The sequence below is a fragment of the Pseudomonas putida genome, from assembly GCF_028682635.1.
GTDB classification, from domain to species: Bacteria; Pseudomonadota; Gammaproteobacteria; order Pseudomonadales; family Pseudomonadaceae; genus Aquipseudomonas; species Aquipseudomonas putida_AE.
Map to the genome: position 1 here is coordinate 37290 of NZ_JANHLK010000005.1, position 25033 is coordinate 62322.

At 61.0% G+C, this 25033-nt stretch carries 28 protein-coding genes and 1 riboswitch; of the genes, 14 read left to right on the top strand and 14 right to left on the bottom strand.

Annotated elements, in window-relative coordinates:
* Window positions 1–12: 12 nt before the first annotated feature.
* From NPS56_RS07840 to NPS56_RS07865, 6 genes are all read right to left on the bottom strand, one after another.
* Window positions 13–318 carry a YkgJ family cysteine cluster protein gene (locus tag NPS56_RS07840; protein ID WP_274074167.1) on the bottom strand — a complete coding sequence of 102 codons (306 nt, stop codon included), beginning with the start codon at window positions 316–318 and terminating at the stop codon, window positions 13–15.
* Window positions 319–403: 85 nt separating this feature from the next.
* On the bottom strand, window positions 404–1168 hold the full coding sequence (locus NPS56_RS07845; RefSeq protein ID WP_274074168.1) for an SDR family NAD(P)-dependent oxidoreductase: 765 nt from the start codon (window positions 1166–1168) through the stop codon (window positions 404–406).
* 72 nt (window positions 1169–1240) lie between these two features.
* The gene (phrB, locus tag NPS56_RS07850) at window positions 1241–2686 is read right to left on the bottom strand and encodes a deoxyribodipyrimidine photo-lyase (protein WP_274074169.1); all 1446 of its coding nucleotides are present in this window, start codon (window positions 2684–2686) and stop codon (window positions 1241–1243) included.
* Between the two features lie 31 nt (window positions 2687–2717).
* A complete protein-coding gene (locus NPS56_RS07855) occupies window positions 2718–3659 on the bottom strand; it encodes a MerR family transcriptional regulator (protein ID WP_274074170.1) in 942 nt (313 codons plus the stop codon).
* Complete coding sequence (locus tag NPS56_RS07860) at window positions 3659–4618, bottom strand: YbgA family protein (RefSeq protein WP_274074171.1); 960 nt, start codon at window positions 4616–4618, stop codon at window positions 3659–3661. Before NPS56_RS07860 ends, NPS56_RS07855 begins: the two co-directional genes overlap by 1 nt.
* Before the next feature lie 204 nt (window positions 4619–4822).
* Window positions 4823–5809 (bottom strand): NAD(P)/FAD-dependent oxidoreductase, encoded by a 987-nt coding sequence (locus NPS56_RS07865; protein ID WP_274074172.1) that lies wholly within the window; start codon window positions 5807–5809, stop codon window positions 4823–4825.
* 198 nt (window positions 5810–6007) lie between these two features.
* On the opposite strand from NPS56_RS07865, the gene NPS56_RS07870 reads away from it, so the two are divergent.
* The gene (locus NPS56_RS07870; RefSeq protein ID WP_274074173.1) at window positions 6008–6910 is read left to right on the top strand and encodes a TIGR01777 family oxidoreductase; all 903 of its coding nucleotides are present in this window, start codon (window positions 6008–6010) and stop codon (window positions 6908–6910) included.
* Between the two features lie 13 nt (window positions 6911–6923).
* A complete protein-coding gene (hemH, locus tag NPS56_RS07875) occupies window positions 6924–7949 on the top strand; it encodes a ferrochelatase (protein ID WP_274074174.1) in 1026 nt (341 codons plus the stop codon).
* Window positions 7950–8021: 72 nt separating this feature from the next.
* On the opposite strand, the gene NPS56_RS07880 is transcribed toward hemH, so the two are convergent.
* Complete coding sequence (locus NPS56_RS07880) at window positions 8022–9296, bottom strand: uracil-xanthine permease family protein (protein WP_274074175.1); 1275 nt, start codon at window positions 9294–9296, stop codon at window positions 8022–8024.
* Between the two features lie 2 nt (window positions 9297–9298).
* Complete coding sequence (gene upp, locus NPS56_RS07885) at window positions 9299–9937, bottom strand: uracil phosphoribosyltransferase (RefSeq protein ID WP_008060213.1); 639 nt, start codon at window positions 9935–9937, stop codon at window positions 9299–9301.
* A gap of 176 nt (window positions 9938–10113) precedes the next feature.
* On the opposite strand from upp, the gene NPS56_RS07890 reads away from it, so the two are divergent.
* The 4 genes from NPS56_RS07890 (at window position 10114) to NPS56_RS07905 (ending at window position 12154) form a co-directional block, all read left to right on the top strand.
* Window positions 10114–10671, top strand: coding sequence for a hypoxanthine-guanine phosphoribosyltransferase (locus NPS56_RS07890; RefSeq protein ID WP_274074176.1), 558 nt, complete (start codon window positions 10114–10116; stop codon window positions 10669–10671).
* Window positions 10672–10674: 3 nt separating this feature from the next.
* A complete protein-coding gene (locus tag NPS56_RS07895; RefSeq protein WP_274074177.1) occupies window positions 10675–11148 on the top strand; it encodes a WbuC family cupin fold metalloprotein in 474 nt (157 codons plus the stop codon).
* Between the two features lie 169 nt (window positions 11149–11317).
* Complete coding sequence (locus NPS56_RS07900) at window positions 11318–11803, top strand: hypothetical protein (protein ID WP_274074178.1); 486 nt, start codon at window positions 11318–11320, stop codon at window positions 11801–11803.
* A gap of 63 nt (window positions 11804–11866) precedes the next feature.
* Window positions 11867–12154, top strand: a complete 288-nt coding sequence (locus NPS56_RS07905) for a PA4642 family protein (protein WP_274074179.1) — start codon at window positions 11867–11869, stop codon at window positions 12152–12154.
* Window positions 12155–12319: 165 nt separating this feature from the next.
* Here NPS56_RS07905 and mqo read toward each other — a convergent pair whose 3' ends face one another.
* On the bottom strand, window positions 12320–13828 hold the full coding sequence (gene mqo, locus NPS56_RS07910; protein ID WP_274074180.1) for a malate dehydrogenase (quinone): 1509 nt from the start codon (window positions 13826–13828) through the stop codon (window positions 12320–12322).
* A 740-nt stretch (window positions 13829–14568) separates the two neighbouring features.
* A complete protein-coding gene (locus NPS56_RS07915) occupies window positions 14569–14802 on the bottom strand; it encodes a hypothetical protein (RefSeq protein ID WP_274074181.1) in 234 nt (77 codons plus the stop codon).
* A 199-nt stretch (window positions 14803–15001) separates the two neighbouring features.
* On the opposite strand from NPS56_RS07915, the gene NPS56_RS07920 reads away from it, so the two are divergent.
* Window positions 15002–15586: a YajG family lipoprotein gene (locus NPS56_RS07920; RefSeq protein WP_056726255.1), complete on the top strand. Its 585-nt coding sequence runs from the start codon at window positions 15002–15004 to the stop codon at window positions 15584–15586.
* Window positions 15587–15763: 177 nt separating this feature from the next.
* Window positions 15764–16042 (top strand): hypothetical protein, encoded by a 279-nt coding sequence (locus NPS56_RS07925; protein WP_274074182.1) that lies wholly within the window; start codon window positions 15764–15766, stop codon window positions 16040–16042.
* A gap of 85 nt (window positions 16043–16127) precedes the next feature.
* Here the strand turns inward: NPS56_RS07925 and NPS56_RS07930 are convergent, their stop codons facing one another.
* A complete protein-coding gene (locus NPS56_RS07930) occupies window positions 16128–17294 on the bottom strand; it encodes a 1-acyl-sn-glycerol-3-phosphate acyltransferase (protein ID WP_274074183.1) in 1167 nt (388 codons plus the stop codon).
* Between the two features lie 140 nt (window positions 17295–17434).
* On the opposite strand from NPS56_RS07930, the gene NPS56_RS07935 reads away from it, so the two are divergent.
* The 4 genes from NPS56_RS07935 to NPS56_RS07950 all read left to right on the top strand — a co-directional run bounded on the left by NPS56_RS07935 (window position 17435) and on the right by NPS56_RS07950 (window position 19478).
* Window positions 17435–17617, top strand: coding sequence for a CPXCG motif-containing cysteine-rich protein (locus NPS56_RS07935; RefSeq protein ID WP_274074184.1), 183 nt, complete (start codon window positions 17435–17437; stop codon window positions 17615–17617).
* 9 nt (window positions 17618–17626) lie between these two features.
* Window positions 17627–17887, top strand: coding sequence for a putative signal transducing protein (locus NPS56_RS07940; protein ID WP_274074185.1), 261 nt, complete (start codon window positions 17627–17629; stop codon window positions 17885–17887).
* A gap of 35 nt (window positions 17888–17922) precedes the next feature.
* Window positions 17923–18546: an SOS response-associated peptidase gene (locus NPS56_RS07945; protein WP_046818982.1), complete on the top strand. Its 624-nt coding sequence runs from the start codon at window positions 17923–17925 to the stop codon at window positions 18544–18546.
* Window positions 18547–18659: 113 nt separating this feature from the next.
* The gene (locus NPS56_RS07950) at window positions 18660–19478 is read left to right on the top strand and encodes a M48 family metallopeptidase (protein WP_274074186.1); all 819 of its coding nucleotides are present in this window, start codon (window positions 18660–18662) and stop codon (window positions 19476–19478) included.
* A gap of 123 nt (window positions 19479–19601) precedes the next feature.
* Here the strand turns inward: NPS56_RS07950 and NPS56_RS07955 are convergent, their stop codons facing one another.
* From NPS56_RS07955 to NPS56_RS07965, 3 genes are all read right to left on the bottom strand, one after another.
* Window positions 19602–20186 carry a TMEM165/GDT1 family protein gene (locus NPS56_RS07955; protein ID WP_008016665.1) on the bottom strand — a complete coding sequence of 195 codons (585 nt, stop codon included), beginning with the start codon at window positions 20184–20186 and terminating at the stop codon, window positions 19602–19604.
* An 89-nt stretch (window positions 20187–20275) separates the two neighbouring features.
* Window positions 20276–20400, bottom strand: a riboswitch (yybP-ykoY riboswitch).
* 39 nt (window positions 20401–20439) lie between these two features.
* Window positions 20440–21438 (bottom strand): class I SAM-dependent methyltransferase, encoded by a 999-nt coding sequence (locus NPS56_RS07960; protein WP_274074187.1) that lies wholly within the window; start codon window positions 21436–21438, stop codon window positions 20440–20442.
* A gap of 33 nt (window positions 21439–21471) precedes the next feature.
* Complete coding sequence (locus tag NPS56_RS07965) at window positions 21472–22437, bottom strand: 2-hydroxyacid dehydrogenase (protein ID WP_274074188.1); 966 nt, start codon at window positions 22435–22437, stop codon at window positions 21472–21474.
* Between the two features lie 91 nt (window positions 22438–22528).
* Between NPS56_RS07965 and NPS56_RS07970 the strand changes: the two genes are divergently transcribed.
* Both NPS56_RS07970 and NPS56_RS07975 read left to right on the top strand, forming a co-directional pair.
* Entirely contained in the window at window positions 22529–23158 is a 630-nt protein-coding gene (locus NPS56_RS07970; protein ID WP_274074189.1) for a LysE family translocator, read from the top strand.
* Between the two features lie 153 nt (window positions 23159–23311).
* On the top strand, window positions 23312–24994 hold the full coding sequence (locus NPS56_RS07975; protein ID WP_274074190.1) for a fatty acid--CoA ligase: 1683 nt from the start codon (window positions 23312–23314) through the stop codon (window positions 24992–24994).
* Window positions 24995–25033: the final 39 nt, after the last annotated feature.

Sequence of the window (25033 nt, forward strand, 5' to 3'; positions counted from 1 at the left end):
CCACAATGAGTTTCAGCGATACGCCGTCGAAATGCCTTGGCGTTCCTCAATGCATTCCGGTGCCCCCATCTCGAACTCCCGGCAGATCAGCGGGCGTTTTTCGTAGATGGTGCACATCATCGTGTTGCGATCCAGCGCGGCGCACCAGCCGTCATCCAGGCGCAGCATGACTTCCCCACCCCAATCATCGGTGTCGATGAATCGCTCGGGCACGCCGGTATCGGTGATCAGCATGACTTCGAGCTGGCAGCAGCAGGCTGCACAGGTCGAGCAGGTCACCGTCGGCGTGGCGATTTGTGTGTGAGGGATGGTTTTCATGGCGCGCAGTGTAAGGCAGTCAGCCGGCGCCGTGTGAAAGCTCTGACGGACGCTCAGTGGCTGGCGTGCACTGCAAGTTTGTTGATCACAACTGATCCATGATCGGCGGGCTGCTGCGTACCATGCGTTTGCCAATCGCCAACCGGGTCCGGTCGGTCGTTTTCGACAGCGGCCAGAGGGTTGCCATGAGCGTTCCCGGCAACGGGATATCCACAGGCCGGTTCTTCATTTCGTGGAAAATGTGCTGGGCAGCTTTCCCCGTTGGCCAGGCGTTTTTCGATGTCAGTGAGGTCTCGACGAAGCCGGGGCTGACCACCGTGACTTCGATCCCTTCCGGTGCCAGGTCAATGCGCAGGGATTCGAACAGGTGACGCATCCCGGCTTTCGAGGCGCCATAGGCCTCTGCGCGGGGCAGTGGCAGGTAAGTCACCGAACTGGCCAGGCCTACCAGGTGCGGCGCCGTGCCAGCGCGCAGCAGTGGCAGCGCCGCTTCGATGCAGTAGCTGCTGGCGAGCAGGTTGGTGCGCACCACATGCTCGATGATCGAGGCGTCGAACTGCTTGGCATCCACGTATTCGCAGGTGCCGGCGTTGAGGATCACGGTGTCCAGATATCCCCAGTCCTGGGCAATCTGCTCGCCGATTTCACGTACCGTCTGGCTGTTGGTCAAGTCGCCAGCCACCACCAATACCTGCCCGGGATAGCGCAGGGACAGGACTCTCAGCGGCGCCAGCGAGCGGGAGCTGACGGCCAGGTGGGCGCCGGTCTTGAGTATTTCTTCGGCCAGCGCGGCGCCAATGCCGCTGCTCGCACCGGTCAACCAGTATCGACGTGGAGGTGTAAGGCTCATCCCGTTCTCCTTTGCAGCCAGGCAATCGCCCGGCCCCATACCGGTAGATGTTCGTATTGGCGCAGCATTCGGCTATTCATGGTGGCTCCCGGCAGTTTGCCGCGACGGCAGGTTCTTGAACGCGGCCAAGGCGCGAGCACGGGAGGTGTTCAAGTCGACGATCGGAGCAGGATAACCGGTCACACCGAACAGTCCGCCAAGTTGCGCCGGGTTGTGCACAGCCTTGTTATCGAGCTCCGACAACTGGGGTAGCCAGTGCTTGATGAACCGGCCATCGGCGTCGAATTTTAGCGACTGGCTCAGCGGGTTGAAAATCCGGAAGTAAGGCGCCGAGTCGGTGCCGGTGGACGAACTCCACTGCCAGCCGCCGTTGTTCGCTGCCAGGTCGCCATCGATCAGGTGGCGCATGAAAAAACGTTCGCCCTCGCGCCAGTCGATCAACAGGTTCTTGGTCAGGAACATCGCCACCACCATACGCAGGCGATTGTGCATCCAGCCGGTTTCCAGCAATTGGCGCATGGCCGCGTCGATGATCGGAAAGCCGGTACGGCCTTGCTGCCAGGCGGCGAGCTCCTCGGGAGCATTGCGCCACGCCAAGGCTTCGGTTTCCGGGCGAAAGGCACGGTGACGGGAGACCCGCGGGTAGCCCACCAGAATGTGTTTGTAGAACTCGCGCCACAGCAGTTCATTGATCCAGGTGACGGCGCCGACCTTGCCGCTTTCGAGCTCGCCTTGATTGCTTTGCAGCGCGGCATGCAGGCACTGGCGGGGCGAAATCACCCCGGCGGCCAGATAGGCCGAGAGTTGGCTGGTGCCGGGTTTTGCCGGGAAGTCGCGCTCGCTCTGGTAGTAGTCGATCTGCACCTCGGCAAAGCTGTCGAGACGGCGCCGGGCTTCGTCTTCACCGGCCGGCCACAGGGCGCGCAGGCGGTCGGGGGGCACGTCGAAGCCTTCGACCTGCGTCGCGATGGCGTCGCTGGCTATATTCAGCGGCGCTTGCGCCACCGGTGCAGGTACCCGGCCCGGCAGCGAGTGACGCAGCCGTTCATGACAGACCTTGCGGAACTGACTGAAGACCTGAAAGTAAGTACCGGTTTTGCTCAGCACACTGCCGGGCTTGAACAGCAACTGATCGAGGTAGCGGCGGACCTCGATGCCTTCGGTCTTCAGGGCCCGGGCCACCGCGGCATCGCGACGGGTTTCATGGATGCCGTATTCCTCGTTGAGATGCACCGTGTCGATCTGCAATTGCCGGCACAGCTCGAGCAGCACGGTCGGAGCGTCATCCCAGCGGGGAGCATTGCGGATCAGCAGGGGAATGTTCAACTGGCCCAACACACGACTCAACGCCTGCAGGTTGCGCAGCCAGAAGTCCACTTTGCAGGCGGCGTCGTCATGTTCACGCCATTGCTGCGGACTCAGCAAAAACACCGCCACAGTCGGGCCACGGGTTGCCGCGGCCGCGAGGGCGGTGTTGTCATGCACGCGCAGGTCGCTGCGCAGCCAGATCAATTGCATGTGGGTGTCCGCTCGAACCGTTGGAATGCCATTAAACGAGCCCGCATTGAACCAGTACCTGGTGCGCCGCCAACGGATTGTCGGCCAGGTACAGATCAGCGATCCCTGACGTTATTGCGGACAACTCGGTGTTGTGAATGCACACCGTGGGTCCGGCGATCATTTTTGGGCAACTGGCGCCATTTAAAAGTTTCACCACCTGTGAAAGGTTTATCGCTTTGCTGGAATACAGCAAGACGCCCCGTGGTTGCAGTAGATCGACAGCCATTGCCAGTTCGCTGGCCGGGAGTGGCCAGTCAAACACTTGCACCGGGCAATCGGCGCTGCTGATCAACCACGCGGTGAGCCACAGGTGAGGTTCAAGTGGCAGGTCCGAGTGGTTGATCAACAGCAGTGGCGCGCTGTGTAACTGACGATTGTCATGGTAGATGCGCGCGCCAAACTTGCTACGCAGCCAGGAGTAAAAAAATACCCGTTCCATCTGCGTGCCGAACTGCCCTTGCCAGCGCTGTTCAAGTTCCGCCAGCAGGGGCAGGAGCAACTGCTCGCACAGGGTGCGTGGCGGGTAGAGCGCCATGGCCTGGTTGACGGTGTCGTCCAGGGTCCGTTCGCTCAGCTGCGAGACGGCGTGCAGCAAGGTATGGCGCAACACCTGCCAATCGTTTTCAACGAACCCGCTGAAGGCCTGTGGGGTGTCGAGCAATTGCTTGACCTGGCTGACGGCCACGCCGCGGTTGATCCAGGTGAGGATCGCCAAAATGCGCTGTACATGTTCAGCCGAGAACAGCCGGTGCCCCTTGGGTGTGCGTTGCGGCACGATCAGGCCATAGCGACGTTCCCAGGCTCGCAGCGTCACGGCGTTCACCCCGGTCTGCCGGGCGACTTCGCGGATCGGCAGCCAGCCTTCGTCCAGGGCCTTCTTGAAGTCGGCACCGAGGTCTTCGCTGGCGCTGCTGTCGAGTAGGGGTTTCATCAGATGGCGTTTCGCAAGCTGAGATTTTCCGGATGGGGTTGCAGGTACACCTGCTGGTCGATGTACGGGTCCGGGTGTTGGCGAAAGTGATGCTTGAGCAACGTCAGCGGCACCACCAGCGGCACGATGCCTTGGCGGTATTGACCGATGAGGTGTTGCATTTCCTGCTTGTCCTCGGCGCTGAGGTTTTTTTTCAGGTAACCGCTCAGGTGATGCAACACATTGGTGTGGGTGCGGCGGGTGGCACATTTCTTCAAGGCGGCCATCAGCTGGCTGAAGTAGCGCGGCCCGAGTTCCTGCGGGTCGGTCTGGCCCATGTTGCCCAGCAGATTGCCGAGGATTTTGTATTGCATCGGGTTGTGGGCCATCAGCAGGTATTTGTAGCGTGAGTGAAATGTTGTCAGGCCGCGGCGGCTCAGGCCCTCCTGTAACAATTGTTGCCAGGCGCTGTAGGCGAATACGCGGGTGAGAAAGTTTTCGCGCAGCACCGGGTCGTTGAGCCGACCGTCCTCTTCCACCGGCAGATCCGCTTGCAGGGCGCAGAACGCCCGGGCGTAGATGCCCCGGCCACCACCAGTCACCGGGGCGCCGTTGGCGTGGTAGACCTTGACCCGCTCCAGGCCGCAGGAAGGGGATTGCTGCATGAAGATGTAACCGCAGATATCGCCTAGCTCCGCCGCCATATGGCGGCCATAGTCCGCCAGCGGCTGGGTGACATCGAGGTTGCGATCGACCGTGCCGACGGCCTGGGGAGCCTGAGCATCGCCCACCAGCCGGATGGGCTGGCGTGGAATGCCCAGGCCGATGGCGACTTCCGGGCAGATGGGGACAAAATCGAAGTATTCGCCGAGGACTTGGCGGCACAGCTGTGATGCCTTGTGGCCGCCGTTGTAGCGCACGTCAAAACCCATCAGGCAGGCGCTGATGGCAATTTTTGGTTTGGCGGGGGGCAGGGGCATCGAGTACCTCGGAATCTAAACCTGTACAGAGCTAAAAGGCTGTACAACATAGGTTCATCATAGATTCAAAGGTGTACAAGTCAAATTTCTTGTATAGGTATTTGCGTGGCTTGTCTCAGCGACGTTGCCAGCGATCCAGGTACGGCGGTGTTCAGCACACCACGTTATCGTTCATCGCTGGCAAGCCAGTGTCGCGGTGTTGCGTTATTGCAAGTGTGCATGCAGGCGGCGGGCGGCTTCCTGGCCGCTGAGCCATGCACCTTCCACGCGGCCGGACAGGCACCAGTCGCCACACGCATACAGGCCCAGGTCGGCATCGGCCAGGGTGGCCCATTCATGACTGCTGGCGGGGCGGGCGTAGAGCCAGCGGTGGGCCAGGCTGAAGCTGGGTGCGGGCATGGCGTCGTGCAACAGCTCGGCGAACGCGCCATGCAATTGCTCGATCACCGCTTCTTTCGGCAAGTCGATATGCTGGCGGCTCCAGGCACTGGTGGCGTGCAGCACCCAGGTGTCGAGGGTGTTGTCGCGCCCCGGTTTGCTGCGGTTGCGAGCCAGCCAGTCAAGCGGACTGTCTTGCACGAAGCAGCCCTCGATGGGCGTTTCCAGGGGTGTCTCGAAGGCCAGGGCAACGGCCCAGGTAGGGTCCATTTTTACACCGGCGGCGGCGCCCGCGAGCTTCGGCGCGGAGGCCAGCAGCGCGGTGGCTTGGGGTGCCGGAGTGGCGATGATCACGTGACTGAACGGGCCGTGGGTGAAACCTTCGGCATCCTGCAGATGCCAGTGTTCTTCGCCGCGATACACCTCGGTGATCCGGCAGGCGAAATGCACTTCCAGGTCGCCCAGCAGGGCACGGGTGATGGCGCTCATGCGCGGGGTGCCGACCCAGCGTGTCTGTTCGTCCGGCGACAGATCGAGCCGGCCGCCATGGTAGGTATACAGCTGCGGCGTCCATTCCGCGACCCAGCCATTGGCTTGCCAGCGCTGGACTTCGGTGACAAAACGGCGGTCGCGGGCGGTGAAATATTGCGCGCCCATGTCCAGGGCACCCGCATCGCTGCGCTTGCTCGACATGCGTCCGCCACTGCCGCGGCTTTTATCGAAAAGTTGCACGACATGCCCCAGGTCGGTCAGGGCTTGTGCGGCTGAGAGTCCGGCAATGCCGGTGCCGATGATTGCGATAGGTACAGTCATAAGGGCCTCGTTTACCTGTCTGTACAGACTACGCCGGGGTTGAAACCTGTACAATATTGTTTTTTGGTATAACTTTCAGCGTTCTCGTTCTGACAGCTTGGCCTATTGTTAAACACAGAGCCTGCCCGATACCAAAAGATCCCTTGCTTATAAAAATAGACTAGTGATCAGGGTAAAACGCCACGCGAGGAAGAAGTCATGCACATATTGCTGACCGGCGGTACTGGTTTGATAGGACGTCAGCTCTGCCGACACTGGTTGAGCCAGGGACACCGCCTTACCGTCTGGAGTCGGACCCCTGCAAAAGTCGCGAAAATCTGCGGTGCCCAGGTGCGTGGTATCGCACGGCTTGAAGAGCTCGGGCAAGAGCCGGTGGACGCCATCGTCAATCTGGCCGGCGCGCCGATTGCCGATCGCCCGTGGACCCACAAGCGCAAGGCCCTGTTGTGGAGTAGCCGCATCACCCTGACTGAAACCCTGCTCGCCTGGCTCGAAAGCCGTGAACAGAAACCGCAGGTATTGATTTCGGGGTCCGCGGTCGGCTGGTACGGCGATGGGGGTGAGCGTGAACTGAGCGAGGATTCGCCGCCGGTCATCGATGACTTCGCCAGCCAGTTATGCATCGCCTGGGAGGAAACCGCCCAGCGTGCCGAGGGTTTGGGCATTCGCGTGATCTTCATTCGCACCGGGCTGGTGTTGTCGGCGGACGGCGGCTTTTTGTCGCGCCTGTTGCTGCCCTTCAAACTGGGGCTGGGCGGGCCTATCGGCAGCGGCCGGCAGTGGATGCCGTGGATTCATATCAACGACCAAATCGCCCTGATTGATTTTCTTCTGCATCGGCAAAGCGCCAGTGGTCCTTATAATGCCTGTGCGCCGAACCCGGTGCGCAATCGCGAGTTTGCCAAGACATTGGGCAGCGTGCTGAATCGCCCGTCGTTCATGCCCTTGCCAACCCTGGTGTTGAAGGTGTGCCTGGGCGAGTTGTCATTGCTTTTGCTGGGCGGCCAGAAGGCCGTACCGGCTCGCTTGCTGGAAGCGGGTTTCACTTTCCAGTTCACTGATTTGCGCGCGGCCCTGGACGATTTATCCAGCCGCCTTTGAAATAGGACGTTGCATGACCGATCACCCGTTGCTTCTGGTCAACCTGGGCTCACCGGCCTCCACTTCGGTGGCGGACGTGCGCCGCTACCTCAATCAGTTTCTGATGGACCCGTACGTCATCGACCTGCCATGGCCGCTGCGGCGCTTGCTGGTGTCGCTGATCCTGATCAAGCGTCCCGAGCAGTCGGCGCATGCCTACGCGTCGATCTGGTGGGACGAGGGTTCGCCGCTGGTGGTGCTCAGCCGTCGCCTGCAACAGGCAATGACTACGCAGTGGCACCATGGCCCGGTGGAGTTGGCGATGCGTTACGGTGAGCCGTCGATCGAGTCGGCACTGGTGCGCCTGGCAGCCCAAGGGCATAAGCGGATCACCCTGGCACCGCTTTATCCACAGTTCGCCGACAGCACCACCACCACGGTGATCGAGGAAGCCAAGCGCGTGCTGCGTGAGAAAAACCTCGACGTGCAACTGTCGGTGCTCCAGCCGTTCTACGATCAACCGGAATACCTCGATGCCCTGGTGGCCAGCGCCAAGCCGTATTTGCTGCAGGATTACGATCACCTGCTGTTGAGTTTCCACGGTTTACCGGAGCGGCACCTGACCAAGATCGACCCTACCGGTCACCATTGCTTGCGAGGCGAGAATTGCTGCCTGAACGCTTCGCCAGCAGTATTGATGACCTGCTACCGCGCCCAATGCCTGCGCACGGCATCCGAGTTCGCCAAGCGCCTGGGGTTGCCGGATGGCAAATGGTCGGTGTCGTTCCAGTCGCGCCTGGGGCGAGCCAAATGGATCGAGCCCTACACCGAAGCGCGCCTGGACGAGCTCGGCAAAAGCGGCGTGAAGAAAGTGCTGGTGATGTGCCCGGCCTTCGTGGCCGATTGCATCGAGACCCTGGAAGAGATCGGCGATCGCGGGCTGGAGCAGTTCCGCGAAGCGGGGGGAGAGGAGTTGGTGCTGGTGCCGTGCCTCAACGATGACCCGCAGTGGGCGAAGGCGTTGAGTGCGTTGTGCGAGCGGGCACCGTTGGTGCTTTAAAAGCATCCATCGCCAGCAAGCCACGCTCTTGTAGGAGCGTGGCTTGCCCGCGATGGCGTCCTCAAGGCTGCCTTAGATCAGCGGCTCATCCGCCTTCTTGTGCTTCCAGCTGTCATTGCCCGGCAGGATCAGGTTCAGCGCAATCGCCACCACCGCGCACAGCGCGATACCTTTGAGGCCGAAGTCGTCCGGGCCTGTGCCCGTACCGACCAGTACGCCGCCAATACCGAACACCAGGGTCACCGAGACGATCACCAGGTTGCGCGCTTCGCCCAGGTCGATCTTGTGGCGAATCAGCGTGTTCATCCCCACGGCCGCAATCGAGCCGAACAACAGGCAGAGAATCCCGCCCATCACCGGCACCGGAATGCTTTGCAGCAGCGCACCGAATTTGCCGATGAACGCCAGGCTGATGGCGAAGATCGCTGCCCAGGTCATGATTTTCGGGTTGTAGTTCTTGGTCAGCATCACCGCGCCGGTGACTTCGGCGTAGGTGGTGTTGGGTGGACCGCCGAACAGGCCCGCGGCAGTGGTGGCAATGCCGTCGCCCAGCAGGGTGCGGTGCAGGCCAGGCTTTTTCAGGTAGTCGCGACCGGTCACGCTACCCACGGCGATCACGCCGCCGATGTGCTCGATGGCCGGGGCCAGGGCCACCGGAACGATGAACAGGATCGCCTGCCAGTTGAATTCCGGAGCGGTGAAGTGCGGAATGGCGAACCAGGGGGCCGCCGCAATCTTCGCGGTGTCGACCACGCCAAAGTAGAACGCCATGCCAAAGCCCACCAGCACGCCGGAGATGATCGGCACCAGGCGGAAAATGCCTTTGCCGAACACCGCGACGATCAGGGTGGTCAGCAAGGCTGGCATCGAGATCAGCATTGCCGTCTGGTAATGAATCAGTTCACTGCCGTCACCGGCCTTGCCCATCGCCATGTTGGCGGCGATCGGCGCCATGGCCAGGCCAATGGAGATGATCACCGGACCAATCACCACCGGCGGCAGCAGGCGGTCGATGAAGCCGGTGCCTTTGATTTTCACGGCCAGGCCGAGGAAGGTATAGACAAAACCGGCTGCCATCACGCCGCCCATGGTCGCGGCGAGGCCGAACTGGCCCTTGGCGAGAATGATCGGGGTGATGAAGGCGAAGCTCGACGCCAGGAATACCGGCACCTGGCGCCCGGTGACGACCTGGAACAGAATTGTCCCCAGGCCTGCGGTAAACAGTGCCACATTGGGGTCGAGCCCCGTGATCAGCGGCATCAACACCAGGGCGCCGAAGGCCACGAACAGCATCTGGGCGCCAGACAGCACCGTGCGCCAGAGCGGATCGTTGAACTCTTGCTGCATGCTTACGCGTCCTTCTGCTTGGTGCCGAAGATCTTGTCGCCAGCATCGCCCAGGCCCGGGATGATGTAACCGTGTTCGTTGAGTTTCTGGTCGATCGAAGCGGTGTAGATGATCACGTCCGGGTGAGCTTTCTCGACCACGGCGATACCTTCGGGTGCAGCGACCAGCACCATGGCGCGGATGTCCTTGCAGCCGGCTTTTTTCAACAGGTCGATGGTGGCAACCATCGAGCCGCCGGTGGCGAGCATCGGGTCGATGATCATGGCCAGGCGTTCGTCGATTTCCGGCACCAGTTTCTCGAGGTAGGTGTGGGCTTCGAGGGTTTCCTCGTTGCGGGCCACGCCCACGGCGCTGACCTTGGCGCCCGGGATCAGGCTCAGCACGCCTTCGAGCATGCCGATACCGGCGCGCAGGATCGGTACGACGGTAATCTTCTTGCCGGCGATTTTCTCCACCGACACAGTGCCGCACCAACCTTCGATGTCGTAGGTTTCCAGCGGCAGGTCCTTGGTGGCTTCATAGGTCAGCAGGGCACCGACTTCCTGAGCGAGCTCGCGGAAATTCTTGGTGCTGATGTCTGCGCGGCGCATCAGGCCGAGTTTGTGGCGGATCAGCGGGTGGCGGATCTCGAGGATGGGCATGGGAAAGGCTCCGGCGGCGGGCAAAAAAACCGGCCTAGATTAATCTATCCGAGGGTGATGTCCTATAGACATAAAGTACGTTAGTCCACAAACGCTTGATCTGGCCTCGCAGGATGCGTACCTTTGCCCGCTTTTCCGCACTTAGTCCCCCCGATACCACCCCCCAGGAGAGCGCCATGTCCGCTGATCTCGAGCATATCCGTCAAATCATGCGAGAGGCTGACTGCCTGTACACCGAAGCTGAAGTCGAGGCAGCCATCGCCCGCGTCGGTGCACACATCAACGATCAACTGGCGGACAGCAACCCGGTGGTGTTCTGCGTGATGAACGGCGGCCTGATTTTCGCCGGCAAACTGCTCACCCACCTGCAATTCCCGCTGGAAGCGTCCTACCTGCACGCCACCCGCTATCGCAACGAAACCAGCGGCGGCGAGCTGTTCTGGAAAGCCAAGCCGGAAATTTCGTTCATCGACCGTGATGTGCTGATCATCGACGACATCCTCGACGAAGGTCATACCCTCGGCGCTATCATTGACTTCTGCAAGCACGCTGGCGCGCGTAAAGTGCACACCGCCGTGCTGATCGACAAGGACCACGACCGCAAGGCTCGTCCGGACCTGAAGGCCGATTTCGTCGGTTTGCCGTGCATCGACCGTTACATCTTTGGCTACGGCATGGACTACAAAGGCTACTGGCGTAACGCCAACGGGATTTTTGCCGTTAAAGGAATGTAAGTAATGGCCACACCGAGCTTTCTTGATCAAACGCTGTTCACTGAATTGGCCGAGAAAGCCGTGGCCAATCCCCGTGGGCGCCAGCATCACAACTTCCACCAGATGGAAGACGCCTGCCACCGGATGGCGGTGGGTCTGCAACCGAGCACCTATATTCCGCCGCACCGCCACTTGGGCGAAAACAAGGCCGAGACCTTGCTGGTCCTTAAGGGACGGCTTGGGCTGTTGATTTTCGACGAGGCTGGCGCAGTGGTGAAAAAGCAGATCCTGCAGGCTGGCGGCGAGTGCGTCGGCGTCGATTTGCCGACCGGTGTGTTCCATGGCCTGGTGGTGCTCGAAGCCGACAGCCTGATGTTCGAGTGCAAGGCGGGTCCCTATCGTCCGGTGGGCGAAGGTGAGCTGGCGCACTGGGCACCGCGTGAAGGCGAACCCGGTGTTGCCGAGTATCAGGCCTGGATGCGCGCGCAATTCGATTGATTCTCCAACTGTAGGAGCGAGCTTGCTCGCGAAAGCGGTGTGTAAGCTGCGTTGATGTCGACTGACACGCCGTCTTCGCGAGCAAGCCCGCTCCCACAGGGGGTTGTGTTCACAGACTCACTTTCATCCGCCCATGCTAGAGTGCACGGCCCCGATTCCGGAGCCTGTCATGAGCCGTTCGATCCGCTGCTGTGCCGCCCTGTTGCTGTCCCTCAGCCTGCCCTTGGCCGCCGCCCCGGCACCGATGCACAGTCAATTTTTACCGCCGGACGACCTGACCCTGCGTGATGCCGAACCCGAGCAGCAACAACTGCTGCAAGTCACCGAATATTCGGTGGTGGTCGGCAGTCAGCGCCAGTCCAGCCAGCAGCCGATCCCTGTCACCTCGCCGCTGATGATTCGCCTCAAGGGCAAACCCTTGAACAAGGGCGCGACCATCAATCAGGTACTGGTCAATTTCGATGGCGAAAGCAAAAGCCTGAAGAAGCCGCTGTACGACGACAAGAGCAAGACCCTGACGCTTTATTACCCGCTGGCCCAGTACCGGGTGGTCATCGATTTGTTGCGCAACGACACGGTGTATTGCCAGTTTCTCAGCTACGCCAACGGCCACATCTGGGCCGATCTGCACACCGGGGCTGTTCGTCCGCGTTGAGCCCGGCGCCCGCGCAGGGGTAAACTGCCCGCCCCGTGAAATGTCTGCGAGCTGGAGTCGGCAATGCGTAAAGATAAGAAACAAGTGATTGGTGACGAGATCGGCGATGAGCAGATCAAGTTGTTCCTCGATTTCGAGCCGGTCGACGCGACTTCCCCGTCCCTGCACAAGCTGATCAAGGCCTATCGTGGCCTGCGGATCGACGACTTCGAGCGTTTCCTGACGTTCTTCGTCGAGGCAGGTTATGACGTGAACGGCAAGGATGAGCACGGCAATGATTTCGTTGCCTTGATCCAGGATCAGCGCAATGCGCCGGAATACATCGAGTTGATCAACAAGGCTCGCGGCTGACCGTCTGTAAAACATCGGGCCCCTTGTAGGAGCCGGCTTGCCGGCGAAGGCGGTGTCTCTGGCATACCGCGGCGTCTCCTTTCGCTGGCAAGCCAGCTCCTACAAAAAGGCATAAAAAAACGCCCCGCCATCATGGATGGACGGGGCGTTTTTTATGCGGCCGAATCAAGCGAAGCTTGGGGTCTCGCTGCTTTCTTCAACCAGTTCCAGGGCAACGTTGTTCTGCGAGTTGATCTTGCGATACAGCGCAGCGTCGGTTTCCAGGACTTTCTCGCGGGCCGGGAAGATCTCTGCCAATTTGGCAGCCCACTCACCCTTGGCTTTGCCCGGGAAGCATTTTTCGATCAGCTCGAGCATGATCGAAACCGTCACCGAAGCACCTGGCGAGGCACCGAGCAGGGCAGCAAGGGAGCCGTCCTTGGCCGCGACCAGTTCGGTACCGAATTGCAGGACGCCGCCTTTTTTCGGGTCTTTCTTGATGATCTGTACCCGTTGGCCGGCCACTTCCAGGCGCCAGTCTTCGGCTTTCGCTTCAGGGTAGAAGCGACGCAGGGACTCCAGGCGCTGCTCCATCGACTGCATCACTTCGCTGACCAGGTACTTGGTCAGGTCCATGTTGTTTTTCGCCACCGCCAGCATCGGGCCGATGTTGCCGGCGCGAACCGACAGCGGCAGGTCCATGAAGGAGCCGTGCTTGAGGAACTTGGTGGTGAAGCCGGCGTAAGGTCCGAACAGCAGGGATTTCTTGCCATCGACGACACGGGTGTCCAGGTGCGGTACGGACATCGGTGGCGAGCCTACGGCCGCCTGGCTGTAGACCTTGGCCTGGTGGTGCTTGACCACTTCCGGGTTGTCGCAGCGCAGCCATTGGCCACTGATCGGGAAACCGCCGAAGCCTTTGCTCTCTTCGATGCCCGAAGCCTGCAGCAGCGGCAATGCCGCACCACCGGCGCCGAGGAAGACGAACTTGGCGTCGACTTCACGGGTATTGCCGCTGTTGACGTCCTTGATGCTGACAGTCCAGCCGCCGTTGTTGCGCTTGAGGCCGGTCACGCGCTTGCAGTACTTGACCTGGGCATCGGGGGCGCTGGTCAGGTGCTTGAGCAACTGGTTGGTCAGGGCGCCGAAGTTGACGTCGGTACCGTTGATCACGCGGGTGGCGGCGAGGGTTTCGCCAGGGTCGCGCCCAGGCATCATCAATGGCATCCACTCTGCCATTGTCGCCTTGTCTTCGGTGTATTCCATGTCGGCGAAGGCGTGGTGCTTATGCAGCACGTTGAAGCGTTCCTTGAGGAAGGACACGCCGCTCTCGCCCTGCACGAAACTCAGGTGTGGCACCGGGCTGATAAACGATTTGCACGAGCCGAACGTGCCTTTCTTGGTCAGGTACGACCAGAACTGCTTCGACACCTCGAACTGGGTGTTGATGTGCACGGCTTTCTTGATGTCGACGGTGCCATCGGCAGCCTGCGGCGTGTAGTTCAGCTCGCACAGGCCGGCGTGACCGGTACCGGCGTTGTTCCACGGGTTGGAACTCTCCGCGGCACCGGAATCCATCAGCTCGACGACTTCCAGCTTGATCGCGGGGTCGAGCTCTTTGAGCAGTACTGCAAGGGTGGCACTCATGATGCCGGCCCCAACCAGTACTACGTCGACTGCTTCGTTATGCGCCATTTAACGCGTCTCCAAAATCTGCAGCACCAAATTGTCGGCATGGCTGCCAGGCGTTCCGGGGCGAGTCAGTGATGCCCCTCAAACTCATGGCAGTATCGCCATGTCCGAATCTTCGCAATTTTTCGCAACTTCGACGGATGCTACCGGCCGGGTCTACTAAGAGTCCTATGAACTCATTTCAACGGGCGACTGGCAATTCGACTTATGGTCGATACATCCGCTTGTGCAACCAAATCCGTAGCGGACAGGCTTCAGGCTCCGGTATTCGAGGTGTACTCGGTCCTGTGTCGTTGGGCTGTACTGGACGCTAATGGTGCATATTCAGACGCAAAACTATTCATTTGCTCGCCACACTCTTGTGAAGTTGTGAAAACCCGTTTTTTTCACGCTCTTTTGAAGACGTGAACCTCAAAAAAGGGCTGTCCCAGCCTGGCACCGTGCCCGGAACGTCTGCCGCCAGGACATTCATGGCGGGCAATACGGGCAAACAGCTCAGTGACCGAGCGTAATGACAGCTCTGCAGATTCGCGAAAAGCGGTGTTTGTGCTTGAGGAACAGCAAGCGCGCCAGCTTCACTCGATCTGTGTGGGCGGCTCTCTGTGGGCGGTGCGGGGTGCCAAAACCGAAGCATTGACGATGCTGCGAGGCCCGATCAGGAGACGTCCTTATAATCGGGGGGAGATTGTAGCGAAGAAACGCAGGGAATTGGTCGTGTTTAATGACTTTTATTAGGCGTCTGGTCAGGTCGCCAGCAACTGTTGCACCCGTGAGCGAGGTGGATGCTGGCTGACGCGGGCACTGGCGGGCAGGGGTTGCTGCAGCCAGTTGAGGCGAATTTCCTCGATTTCGACCCAACCATCGCCCATGGGCTGTAGGCTGCACTGCTTGAATGCCTGGCAATGGCCGTTGCTGTCGAGCAGGGCAAAGCTGCGGTGCCGTGGGCGTGGGGCGAACAGCGAAACGAGAAAGCGCATGGCGAAGTACCTTGTGGGTGACTGCGGTGGAGAATGGCAGTGAGCCGTGACGCGCAAGTGTATGGGCGATGACAGATGCGTGACAGGCAGCCGATTCTGAAAGATTTGTCAGAACTTTCCTCAATGGTTGCGCTGGTTCGCTGCAGCGGCGCACCGCTATACTGCGGGCCTGTTAGTGCCTGATTCTGGAGAGAAGAGTATGTTGCAACGCCTGTTGTTCGGTTTGATCACTGTGACCAGCTTGACGTTGGTCGGCTGCGCCCACAGCCCGCAACAACTTAACCCGGAACCCAAGCTGACGGCGCAACTGGCGCCGGTCGGCCACGGCCAGCCGGTGGTGGTGCGCGTGGTCGACGGACGTCCGTCGCCAACCCTGGGTACCCGTGGCGGCCTGTACCCGGAAACCAGCGCGATTACCGTGCAGGGCGCGCAGATCCTGCCGAAACTGCAGGCGCAGGCCGAAGCGGCCGTGCGCTTGCTGGGCTTCACCCCGACCGCCAATGCGGCGAACGCGCCACAGATCACCGTGACCCTGGCCGAGTTGAAGTACCAGTCGCCCAAAGAAGGCATGTACGTGACCGAGGCTACCATTGGCGCAACCTTCCGCTCCGATGTGCAAAATGCCAACCGTCGCTACAGCGGCCGTTATGGCGCCTCCCTGGACCAGCGTTTCGGCATGGCGCCGAACCAGGAAACCAACACCAAGCTGGTCAGCGACGTGTTGAGCGATGCCTTGACCCGCTTGTTCAAGGACCCGACCGTGGGTCAGGTGCTCGGCGAGTAAAGGTTCGCCTGATGCCGAAAGCCCGGCGCCAGCAATGGTCCCGGGCTTTTTCATGGCCATTGGTCATTTGATTCGTTATTTGTCGCAAAGGCAGGGGCAGGCGCCCAGGCTTTCGGTAGAATTCGCCCGCGGTCACCTGTCCGGTGCCTGCCGCCCCGGTTACGTTTGAGGTTTGTGATGTCGCTGCATTTGATGACGCTGTTTACCGCCCATCCCGCCAAATTGATCAATCTGTTGGCCTTGCTGCTGGCCTTTCCGGGCAGTTGGTTGCTGCACGCCACCCGCCGCCGCGAACAGCGCGCGATGGCCAGTCTGCAGTCGCAGCGCCAGAGCAGTCCAAGCCAGGAGCCGACGCTGGATTGGGCCACCCTGCGCATGAACCGGTTTTTCTACCGCTTCGGCTTTGCCTGCATGGGGCTGGCGTTGCTGGTGTCGTGGATCAGCACACAGGTCTAGAAGCAAAAGATCGCAGCCTGCGGCAGCTCCTACAGGTCAAAGCAATAAAAAACGGCGCCCGAGGGCGCCGTTGTCGTATCCGCCGTTAAAGCGGCAATCCAGCCTTGACCCGATACTGATTGCGCACCGGCGTCGCGTATTGCAGCACCAGGAACGGGCGATGTTCCTCGGGGCAGGCGTCCAGACGTTGCTGCCATTGTTCCTGGGCCTTGGCCAGTTCCTCGGCCGGGAATATCTCGCTGGCCCTTGGCACCTGCAGTTGCGGGTCGGCATCCTGCCATTGGGCGTAGGCCAGGTAGTGCACCGGGAACAGGCGGTAACCGCCGAGGATCTGCTTGTCCATCTCGACCGCCAATTGCTTGGTGTCTTCGAACACCTCGGTGATGGGCGCCGCAAAGTTCACGTGCACCCGACCCTTGTAGCCGGTGATGCCCTTGGCGATGCTCACGTCATCCTCGCCCGGAGCCTTGGTGTAGCTGCCGGTGGTGGCGCGGATGTAGAGTTCGCGGGCCTTGGCCTGGTCGCATGGATCGTACTCGTAGCTGATCGACACGGGGGTCAGGTTCAGCGAGCGGATGACTTCACCGAACGGCTCGTCCTTGCGGCTCATGTGGAACATCTTGAGGATCGCCGACTCGGTGCGGTCGTCACCATCCTTGGCCCGGCCTTCGGCCTGGGCGATCCAGATCGAGGCGCAATCGTTGCGGATCGAATGGTTGATGTACGCCGACAGCAGTTGGTACGCCGCCATCTTCTCGCGCCGACCGGTGATCGAGCGGTGCACGATAAAGCTCTTGTTCAGGCGCATCAGGTCGCTGACAAAGGGCTTCTGCAGCAGATTGTCGCCGATGGCGATGCGCGGGGTCGGCAGGCCGGCGTGGTACACGGCGTAATTGACGAAGGCCGGGTCCATCACGATGTCACGGTGGTTGGCGATGAACAGATAGGCGCTGCCGGACTTGAACTGCTCCACGCCGGTGTACGTCACACCGTCCGTGGCTCGCTCGATGGTGTGGTCGACGTAGTACTCGACCTTGTCCTGCAAGGTGGCCACCGACGTGATGCCAGCGAACTCGCGGCGCAGCCGATGAGCTATAAGAGGTTTGAGCGCCCAGCCCAAGGCGCCGGCGAAACGCGGGAAGCGGAAGTGGGTGAGGATATCTAGAAACGCCTTGTCGCCGAGCAGTCGCGCCAGCACCGCTGGGACTTCGCTATCGTCGTAAGGTCGGATGGCATCGAATTCGCCCATCATGCTCTCTTGTTAGAAACGGCTAGGGTAAGTAAAGGTTTTGATCGAAAACCAGCAGGGTACGGTCTGAAAAAGTAGTCCAGACAAAAATAGCCCTGCAAATAGACCGGCGATTATACGCACAAGTCACCTGGGAGACCGCGATGCTGGAAACTGCGCAGTATGAATGCCCGTATTGTGGTGAAACAGTCGAGACGACTGTGGACTTGTCCGCTGGCGATCAGACCTATATCGAGGACTGCCAGGTCTGTTGTCGGCCGATCACGTTCGTGTTGCAGGTTCATGGAGAGGACTGGTTTCTGGAAGTCTTCAGCGAAAACGAGTGAGGGGCACCCATGCAGCGCATCTACGAACCGGAAAACCTGATGGAAGGCGAGTTGTTGCAAGGCATGCTCGCCAGCGAGGGCGTCGAGGCGCATCTGGTGGGCCGCGACCTGGTGGGCGCCACGGGGGAATTGCCGATCTTCGGCCTGCTGGGCCTGGCGGTGGAGAATGACCAGGCCGAATACGCCCGTGAGCTGATCACCGCGTACAATGCTGCGCTGCCGCTGTCCGGCGATGAGCCGGAGAGCTTTCCCGGCACGCTGGTCTGTTAGGCTGGCGTTCGTTTGATCAAGAGTCGTGCTACCCCATGTGTGGACGTTATGCCCTGTTTCGCTGGAATCGCGACTTCGCGACCCTGCCAGGTTTTCCGGCCGATCAACAGGCCCAGTGGAACATTTCCCCCAACGATTCGGTGTTGATGCTGCGCGCAGGCCAGGACGGCCAGCGTGAACTCGCCCGTGCCCGCTGGGGCCTGACACCACCATGGCTGACCGACCTGTCCCGCACCCCGGCCCATGCCCGGGCCGAAACCGTTGCCGAGCAACCCATGTTTCGCGAGGCCCTGCGTCAGCGCCGCTGCCTGCTGCCGGCCAACGGTTTCTATGAATGGCGCGGCACCACGCGCAAGCGTCCGTACTGGCTGACGCCGGGTGAGGGTTCGTCGCTGTTTTTCGCCGCCATCTGGGAGGCGTACCCGGTGCAGGAGCAGGTGTGGCTGAGCACGGCGGTGATCACGCAACCGGCGGCCAGTCAGCGCCGACCGTTGATTCTCGATGAGGCGGGGCAGGCCGCGTGGCTCGACCCCGAGACGCCGCTGCATGCCCTGCAAGCCCTGCTCGCCAGCGAGCCCGCGGCGTTGCGCGAGCGGGTGCTGGCCAACATGGTCAATGACCCGAAGCTCAATGGGCCGGAGTGTCTTACTCCGGGTTAATTTTTCCTGTGTTGGTGAGAGCTTTGCCTGAAAAAGGCGTCTTATCTCCTGTGTATCTGGCGTCGATACATTTCCACGCCTAGGATAGGCGGCAGTTTTCATGGAGTTTTTCAATGAGCAAGATTTTCGTTGTAGGTGCACTGAGCGCAGCGCTGCTGCTCGCCGGCTGTCAGTCGGTCAACACCACCAGCGGTGGCGCCGTCGGTGTCGAGCGCAAGCAATACATGTTCAGCATGCTGTCCACGGATGAGGTCAATCAGATGTACGCCCAGTCCTATCAAAAGACGGTGGGTGAGGCGAGCGGCCAGGGCGTGCTGGACAAGACCAGTAGCGATGCCAAGCGCATCCAGGTGATTTCCGATCGATTGATTGCCCAGGCGCCGGTCTTCCGCCCGGATTCGGCCCAGTGGAAATGGGAAGTCAATCTGATCAAGAGCGATGAACTCAACGCCAACTGCGGGCCTGGCGGCAAGATCATTTTCTACACCGGCCTGATGGACAGCCTGAAGCTGACCGACGATGAAATCGCCGCCATCCTCGGCCACGAAATCGCCCACGCCCTGCGCGAGCACGGTCGTGAAGCGATGTCCAAGGCCTATGGCATCGAAATGGCCAAGCAGGGCGCTGGTGCCTTGTTCGGCCTGGGTCAGGACAGCCTGGCGCTGGCGGATACCGTGGCCAACTACGGCATGACCTTGCCGAACAGCCGGGCCAATGAAAACGAGGCGGACCTGATTGGCCTCGAACTGGCCGCCCGTGCCGGCTACAACCCGAACGCCGCGATCACCTTGTGGAACAAGATGGCCAAGGCGTCGGAAGGTTCGCCGCCGGAGTTCATGAGCACACACCCGGCTTCGTCGAGCCGGATTGCATCGTTGCAGGCGGCGATTCCGAAAGTCATGCCGCTTTATGAGCAGGCCAAGAAATCCTGATGTTGATTCATCGTCTGTAAGGGCCTCATCGCCAGCAGGCTGGCTCGCACAGGGGAATGCATTCCAATTGTGGGAGCCAGCCTGCTGGCGATGAACGATAACGCGGTCTGTCGACCTACTGCGTCAAACCCACCCGCTGCTCTGCATCGCCTTGTACACCGCGACAATCGCCAGGATGAAAAACGCCGACGCCGCCAGTCGACGGATCAGCGTCAAGGGCAGTTTGTCCGCCGCAAAATTACCCGCCAGAACCACCGGCACGTTGGCAATCAGCATGCCCAGGGTGGTACCGATGATCACCAGCCACAGCTCCGGGTATTGCGCGGCGAGCATCACGGTCGCGATCTGGGTCTTGTCGCCGATTTCGGCGAGGAAGAACGCGATCAACGTGGTCAGGAACGGTCCGAACTTGCGCGCGGTGCTGGCTTCGTCATCGTCCATCTTGTCCGGCACCAGGGTCCACAGGGCGGTGGCGGCGAAGCTCGCCGCGAGGATCCAGTGCAGCATCGTATCCGAGAAGAAACTGCCCACCCATGCGCCTACCGCACCGGCTGCCGCATGGTTGGCCAGGGTCGCGGCGACGATGCCGGCGATGATCGGCCAGGGTTTGCGGAAGCGGGCAGCGAGAATGAGCGCGAGCAGTTGCGTCTTGTCGCCGATTTCGGCCAAGGCAACGATTGCGGTGGGTACCAGTAGTGAATCCAGCATCAGGGGTTTTCCTAAGGGGCGGGTCGACACGGCTATGACACGTACAGCCTTCCCGCCCCGGGTAAGGTGTTCGTGTCATAGGTCTTGTCAAACCCTGCGATCCATCTGATGTGGATGCTTGGGTCGCATGCGCCATGGCCTGAGGACCAAGTATGTTGACGCATGCCGGACGAGCATGGCGCTCGTGGGAGACTACTCCCCTAGGACGGAGCGGATTCTGCCTAGGCAAAATCCATTAGGCAAGTGCAAATTTCTATCCGCGTTTTGCGCGGTAGATGCGAAAACCCTGTCCTTCGGCCTTGATCGCGCAGACCCCGAGGTGCTCTTCGATCAGCGGTTGGTACTTCAGGAAACTGTTGGCTACGAGCCGTAGTTCGCCGCCATTTTTCAGATGTTTTGCTGCTTTTCGCAGCAGGTTTTCCGTCGCGTAGTAATCGGTATGCACACCGACATGGAAGGGTGGGTTGCTCAGGATTGCGCTCAAACCCATGGGTGCCGCGTCGATACCGTCACCGGTAATGACCTCCGCTTCAAGACCATTGGCCGCCAGGGTCAGGCGACTGCTGGCAGCGGCAAAGGCATCGACATCGAGCAAGGTGACCTGGTTGTGCGGATAACGGCGTTTTACCGCCGCACCCAGCACCCCGGCGCCGCAACCGAAGTCCAGCAAGTGGCCGCTGGGCAGTTTATCCAGGTGTTCCAGCAACAAAGCACTGCCGCGATCCAGTCGACCGTGGCTGAACACGCCCGGCAGGCTGATGACTTTCAACGGGCCCTCGGCCAACGGCAACTCGTACGTCTGGGCCAGGCTTTCCAGGGATTTGGCCTCTGGCGCGTTGGCTACGGTGACCAGCCACAGCTGGCAATGCCGCGCGCTGTCGAGCTTGCGTGGCTTGCCAAACGGGTTCAACTGCTTGGCGGCGCCTTCGATGCCGCTTTTTTTCTCACCGACCAGGTACAACTCGCGGCCGGCCAGCCGAGAGGCGAGGGCGTTGAGGATGTAATCGGTCAGGTCCTTGGACTTGGGCAGAAACACCACGGCGCTATCGAACGCGCGCTCAGGCGCGTCAACGCCAAAATGGCTGCGCTCGGCGAAGCGCGCATCCAGCGCGGCCTGATCGCCGGCGTGCCAACTCCAGCCGTGGGCGTCGGGCAGGCGGCCCAGCAAGTCGTCGGCGGGCAGGCCGGCCAACAACACCGAGCCCTGGAATAATTCAGCCTGACGAAGCAGTACTTCACTGCGCGGATCCATAACTGCTCCTGTGAAAAAAAGTGCCGCAGTTTATCAACTGACGACCCGCAGCGCCTTACCGCTGATGTAGCCCTGGGCGTTTTCGGTCAATTGGCCAACAATTCGTTGCCGCGCTTCGCGACTGCCCCAGGCGTTGTGCGGGGTGACGATCAGGCGTGGGATGTCCTGGGCCAGCAGGGGATTGCCGTTGACCGGCGGCTCAACGCTCAGCACGTCGGTGGCGGCACCGCCCAGGTGGCCGTTGCGCAAGGCATCGGCCAGTGCCTGCTCGTCGATCAGGCCGCCGCGGGCGGTGTTGACCACGAACGCGCCGGGCTTCATGGAGGCCAGTTCACGGGCGCCGATGAAGTGGCGGGTGTGTTCGTTGAGCGGGCAGTGCAGGGTCAGTGCGTCGATTTGCGGCAGCAGTTGATCCAGCGGCAAGCGGTCGGGGCGGGCAGGGCGACCCGGGATCTGGCCCAGCAGCACGCGCATGCCAAACGCCTCGGCCAGGCGCGCGACGGCGCCGCCCAATTCGCCGTGACCGAGCAGGCCGAGGGTTTTGCCTTGCAGTTCTACGATTGGATAATCCAGCAGGCAGAACTGTTTGGCCTGTTGCCAGCGCCCTTCACCGACGGCTTTCTGGTAGTCGGCCAGGCGCGTGGCCAGGTTGAGCAGCAGCATGATCGTGTGTTGCGCCACCGATGGCGTGCCGTACCCCTGGCAGTTGCACACGGTGATCCCGTGGGCGCGGGCGGCCGCGAGGTCGATGTTGTTGGTGCCGGTGGCGGCGATCAGGATCAGTTTCAGCTCGGGGCTGGCAGCGATGGCGGCCGCGTTGATCTGGATCTTGTTGGTGATGGCGACGCTGGCGCCCTTGAGGTGCTCGATCACTTGGTCGGGCAGGGTCTGGTTGAACAACTGCAGGTCGCTGAAAGCTTCGCGCAGCGGGCTGAGATCGAGATCGCCCAGGTCCAGGGAGGGGTGGTCGAGGAAAACAGCGCGGTGAATGTTCGTCATCAACTGTACCTTTTGTGCAATGAACTGAAGGCGTAATCTGCCGAGCCTACCAGATGAAATAAATAGTTACGCTTGACCTTAAGGAGCCCCAATGTACTGGACCGAGTTCTTGACCGTTGCTCTGATTCACCTGCTGGCCGTGGCCAGCCCCGGCCCGGACTTTGCCGTGGTGGTACGGGAAAGCGTGACCCATGGCCGTCGCGCCGGCACCTGGACCGCGCTTGGCGTCGGTACGGCGATTTTCCTCCACGTTGGCTACTCGCTGCTGGGCATCGGCCTGATCGTGTCCCAATCGATCGTGCTGTTCAACGCCTTGAAATGGGCCGCCGCCGCTTACCTGCTGTACATCGGCTTCAAGGCGCTGCGGGCGCAACCGGCCAAGGCCGTGACCGACGATCTGCACCAGGAAGCCGGCGAGCGCACCGCGCGCGGCGCCTTCACTTCGGGGTTCGTGACCAATGGCCTGAACCCGAAAGCCACGCTGTTTTTCCTGTCACTGTTCACCGTGGTGATCAATCCGCACACACCGCTGGCCGTGCAGGCCGGTTACGGGGTGTACCTGGCGGTGGCAACGGCGATCTGGTTCTGCCTGGTGGCCATGCTGTTCAGCCAGCAGCGCGTGCGCGCCGGTTTCGCCCGCATGGGGCATTGGTTCGACCGGACCATGGGCGCGGTGTTGATCGCCATTGGCGTGAAACTGGCGTTTACCGAAATGCATTGAGCGTAAACCGTCCACAATGACCCATGGATGCTGGCGCAACGCTAGCATCCGTGCGGCTCTGCAAATCATCCCTTTGGCTGATTTGGCTGGCGATCAGGGGCACTACAGTGCTAACTCTACAGCCACGACCGAGCAGTCAGAAAAGGGATTCTTATGTTGCAGACTCGCGTTATCCCCCCAGCCGAAGGCGCTTACCAGTTTCCGCTGCTGATCAAACGGCTGCTGATGTCCGGCGCGCGTTATGAGAAAACCCGCGAGATCGTTTACCGCGATCAGTTGCGCTATAGCTATCCGACCCTGATCGAACGGGTCGCACGCCTGGCCAACGTGCTGACGGCCGCCGGGGTCAAGCCCGGGGATACCGTGGCGGTGATGGATTGGGACAGCCACCGATACCTGGAATGCATGTTTGCCATTCCGATGATCGGCGCGGTGATCCACACCATCAACGTGCGCCTGTCGCCGGAGCAGATCCTCTACACCATGAATCACGCCGAAGACCGCTTTGTCCTGGTCAACAGCGAATTCGTCGGCCTGTACAACGCGATCGCCGGGAACCTGACCACTGTCGAGAAAACCCTGCTCCTGACCGACCTGCCGGAAAAGACCGCCGACCTGCCGAACCTCATCGGTGAGTACGAGCAATTGCTGGCCGCGGCAAGCCCGCAGTACGACTTCCAGGACTTCGACGAAAACTCGGTGGCGACCACGTTCTACACCACGGGCACCACCGGCAACCCCAAGGGCGTGTACTTCACACATCGCCAACTGGTTCTGCACACCATGGGTGTCTCGACGATCATGGGTTCGATCGACAGCGTGCGCCTGTTGGGTACCAGCGACGTGTACATGCCCATCACGCCGATGTTCCACGTGCATGCCTGGGGCCTGCCCTATGTGGCGACCATGCTCGGGCTCAAGCAGGTGTATCCGGGGCGCTACGATCCGGAGTACCTGGTGGAGCTGTGGCGCAAGGAAAAGGTCACTTTCTCGCACTGCGTGCCGACCATCCTGCAAATGGTCCTCAACGCCAAGGCGGCCCAGGACATCGACTTCGGTGGCTGGAAAATCGTCATCGGTGGCAGTGCGCTCAACCGTGCGCTGTACGAAGCCGCGAAAGCCAAGGGCATCCAGCTGACCGCCGCCTACGGCATGTCGGAGACCGGGCCGCTGGTGTCCTGCGCGCACCTCAATGACGAACTGATGGCCGGTTCCGAGGACGAACGCACTACCTACCGTATCAAGGCCGGTGTGCCAGGGCCGTTGGTGGAAGCGGCGATCGTCGACACCGAAGGCAACTTCCTGCCGGCCGATGGCGAAACCCAGGGCGAGCTGGTGTTACGCGCGCCGTGGCTGACCGAGGGCTATTTCAACGAACCGCAGAAGGGCGCCGAACTCTGGGCCGGTGGCTGGCTGCACACCGGCGACGTGGCGACGCTGGACAGCATGGGGGTGATCGATATTCGCGACCGGATCAAGGACGTGATCAAGACCGGCGGCGAATGGATCTCCTCCCTGGACCTCGAAGACCTGATCAGTCGCCACGCGGCGGTACGCGAAGTAGCAGTGGTGGGGATTGCCGATCCGCAGTGGGGCGAGCGGCCGTTTGCCTTGCTGGTGCTGCGCGAGGGCCATGCCATCGGCGCCCGGGAACTCAAGGAGCACCTCAAGCCGTTCGTGGAATTGGGGCACCTGAGCAAGTGGGCGATTCCGAGTCAGATCGCCCTTGTTACTGAAATTCCCAAGACCAGTGTCGGCAAGCTCGACAAGAAGCGAATTCGCGTCGACATCACCGAATGGCAGGCCAACAACAGCACCTTCCTCTCGACGCTTTAAGCGTCCCTTGGCGTGCCCGAAAGGGCACGCCAGCCCCAC

Bases quoted from the DNA above. Each gene is read 5' to 3' on its own strand.
- NPS56_RS07900 (WP_274074178.1), top strand. From the start codon at position 11,318: ATGAGCCGTTCGATCCGCTGCTGTGCCGCCCTGTTGCTGTCCCTCAGC.
- upp (WP_008060213.1), bottom strand. From the start codon at position 9,937: ATGCCCATCCTCGAGATCCGCCACCCGCTGATCCGCCACAAACTCGGC.
- NPS56_RS07970 (WP_274074189.1), top strand. From the start codon at position 22,529: ATGTACTGGACCGAGTTCTTGACCGTTGCTCTGATTCACCTGCTGGCC.
- NPS56_RS07845 (WP_274074168.1), bottom strand. From the start codon at position 1,168: ATGAGCCTTACACCTCCACGTCGATACTGGTTGACCGGTGCGAGCAGC.
- NPS56_RS07930 (WP_274074183.1), bottom strand. From the start codon at position 17,294: ATGATGGGCGAATTCGATGCCATCCGACCTTACGACGATAGCGAAGTC.
- NPS56_RS07925 (WP_274074182.1), top strand. From the start codon at position 15,764: ATGTCGCTGCATTTGATGACGCTGTTTACCGCCCATCCCGCCAAATTG.
- hemH (WP_274074174.1), top strand. From the start codon at position 6,924: ATGACCGATCACCCGTTGCTTCTGGTCAACCTGGGCTCACCGGCCTCC.
- NPS56_RS07955 (WP_008016665.1), bottom strand. From the start codon at position 20,186: ATGCTGGATTCACTACTGGTACCCACCGCAATCGTTGCCTTGGCCGAA.
- NPS56_RS07880 (WP_274074175.1), bottom strand. From the start codon at position 9,296: ATGCAGCAAGAGTTCAACGATCCGCTCTGGCGCACGGTGCTGTCTGGC.
- NPS56_RS07865 (WP_274074172.1), bottom strand. From the start codon at position 5,809: ATGACTGTACCTATCGCAATCATCGGCACCGGCATTGCCGGACTCTCA.
- NPS56_RS07855 (WP_274074170.1), bottom strand. From the start codon at position 3,659: ATGAAACCCCTACTCGACAGCAGCGCCAGCGAAGACCTCGGTGCCGAC.
- NPS56_RS07905 (WP_274074179.1), top strand. From the start codon at position 11,867: ATGCGTAAAGATAAGAAACAAGTGATTGGTGACGAGATCGGCGATGAG.
- mqo (WP_274074180.1), bottom strand. From the start codon at position 13,828: ATGGCGCATAACGAAGCAGTCGACGTAGTACTGGTTGGGGCCGGCATC.
- NPS56_RS07915 (WP_274074181.1), bottom strand. From the start codon at position 14,802: ATGCGCTTTCTCGTTTCGCTGTTCGCCCCACGCCCACGGCACCGCAGC.
- NPS56_RS07870 (WP_274074173.1), top strand. From the start codon at position 6,008: ATGCACATATTGCTGACCGGCGGTACTGGTTTGATAGGACGTCAGCTC.
- NPS56_RS07890 (WP_274074176.1), top strand. From the start codon at position 10,114: ATGTCCGCTGATCTCGAGCATATCCGTCAAATCATGCGAGAGGCTGAC.
- NPS56_RS07940 (WP_274074185.1), top strand. From the start codon at position 17,627: ATGCAGCGCATCTACGAACCGGAAAACCTGATGGAAGGCGAGTTGTTG.
- NPS56_RS07975 (WP_274074190.1), top strand. From the start codon at position 23,312: ATGTTGCAGACTCGCGTTATCCCCCCAGCCGAAGGCGCTTACCAGTTT.
- NPS56_RS07895 (WP_274074177.1), top strand. From the start codon at position 10,675: ATGGCCACACCGAGCTTTCTTGATCAAACGCTGTTCACTGAATTGGCC.
- phrB (WP_274074169.1), bottom strand. From the start codon at position 2,686: ATGCAATTGATCTGGCTGCGCAGCGACCTGCGCGTGCATGACAACACC.
- NPS56_RS07945 (WP_046818982.1), top strand. From the start codon at position 17,923: ATGTGTGGACGTTATGCCCTGTTTCGCTGGAATCGCGACTTCGCGACC.
- NPS56_RS07935 (WP_274074184.1), top strand. From the start codon at position 17,435: ATGCTGGAAACTGCGCAGTATGAATGCCCGTATTGTGGTGAAACAGTC.
- NPS56_RS07950 (WP_274074186.1), top strand. From the start codon at position 18,660: ATGAGCAAGATTTTCGTTGTAGGTGCACTGAGCGCAGCGCTGCTGCTC.
- NPS56_RS07965 (WP_274074188.1), bottom strand. From the start codon at position 22,437: ATGACGAACATTCACCGCGCTGTTTTCCTCGACCACCCCTCCCTGGAC.
- NPS56_RS07920 (WP_056726255.1), top strand. From the start codon at position 15,002: ATGTTGCAACGCCTGTTGTTCGGTTTGATCACTGTGACCAGCTTGACG.
- NPS56_RS07840 (WP_274074167.1), bottom strand. From the start codon at position 318: ATGAAAACCATCCCTCACACACAAATCGCCACGCCGACGGTGACCTGC.
- NPS56_RS07860 (WP_274074171.1), bottom strand. From the start codon at position 4,618: ATGCCCCTGCCCCCCGCCAAACCAAAAATTGCCATCAGCGCCTGCCTG.
- NPS56_RS07960 (WP_274074187.1), bottom strand. From the start codon at position 21,438: ATGGATCCGCGCAGTGAAGTACTGCTTCGTCAGGCTGAATTATTCCAG.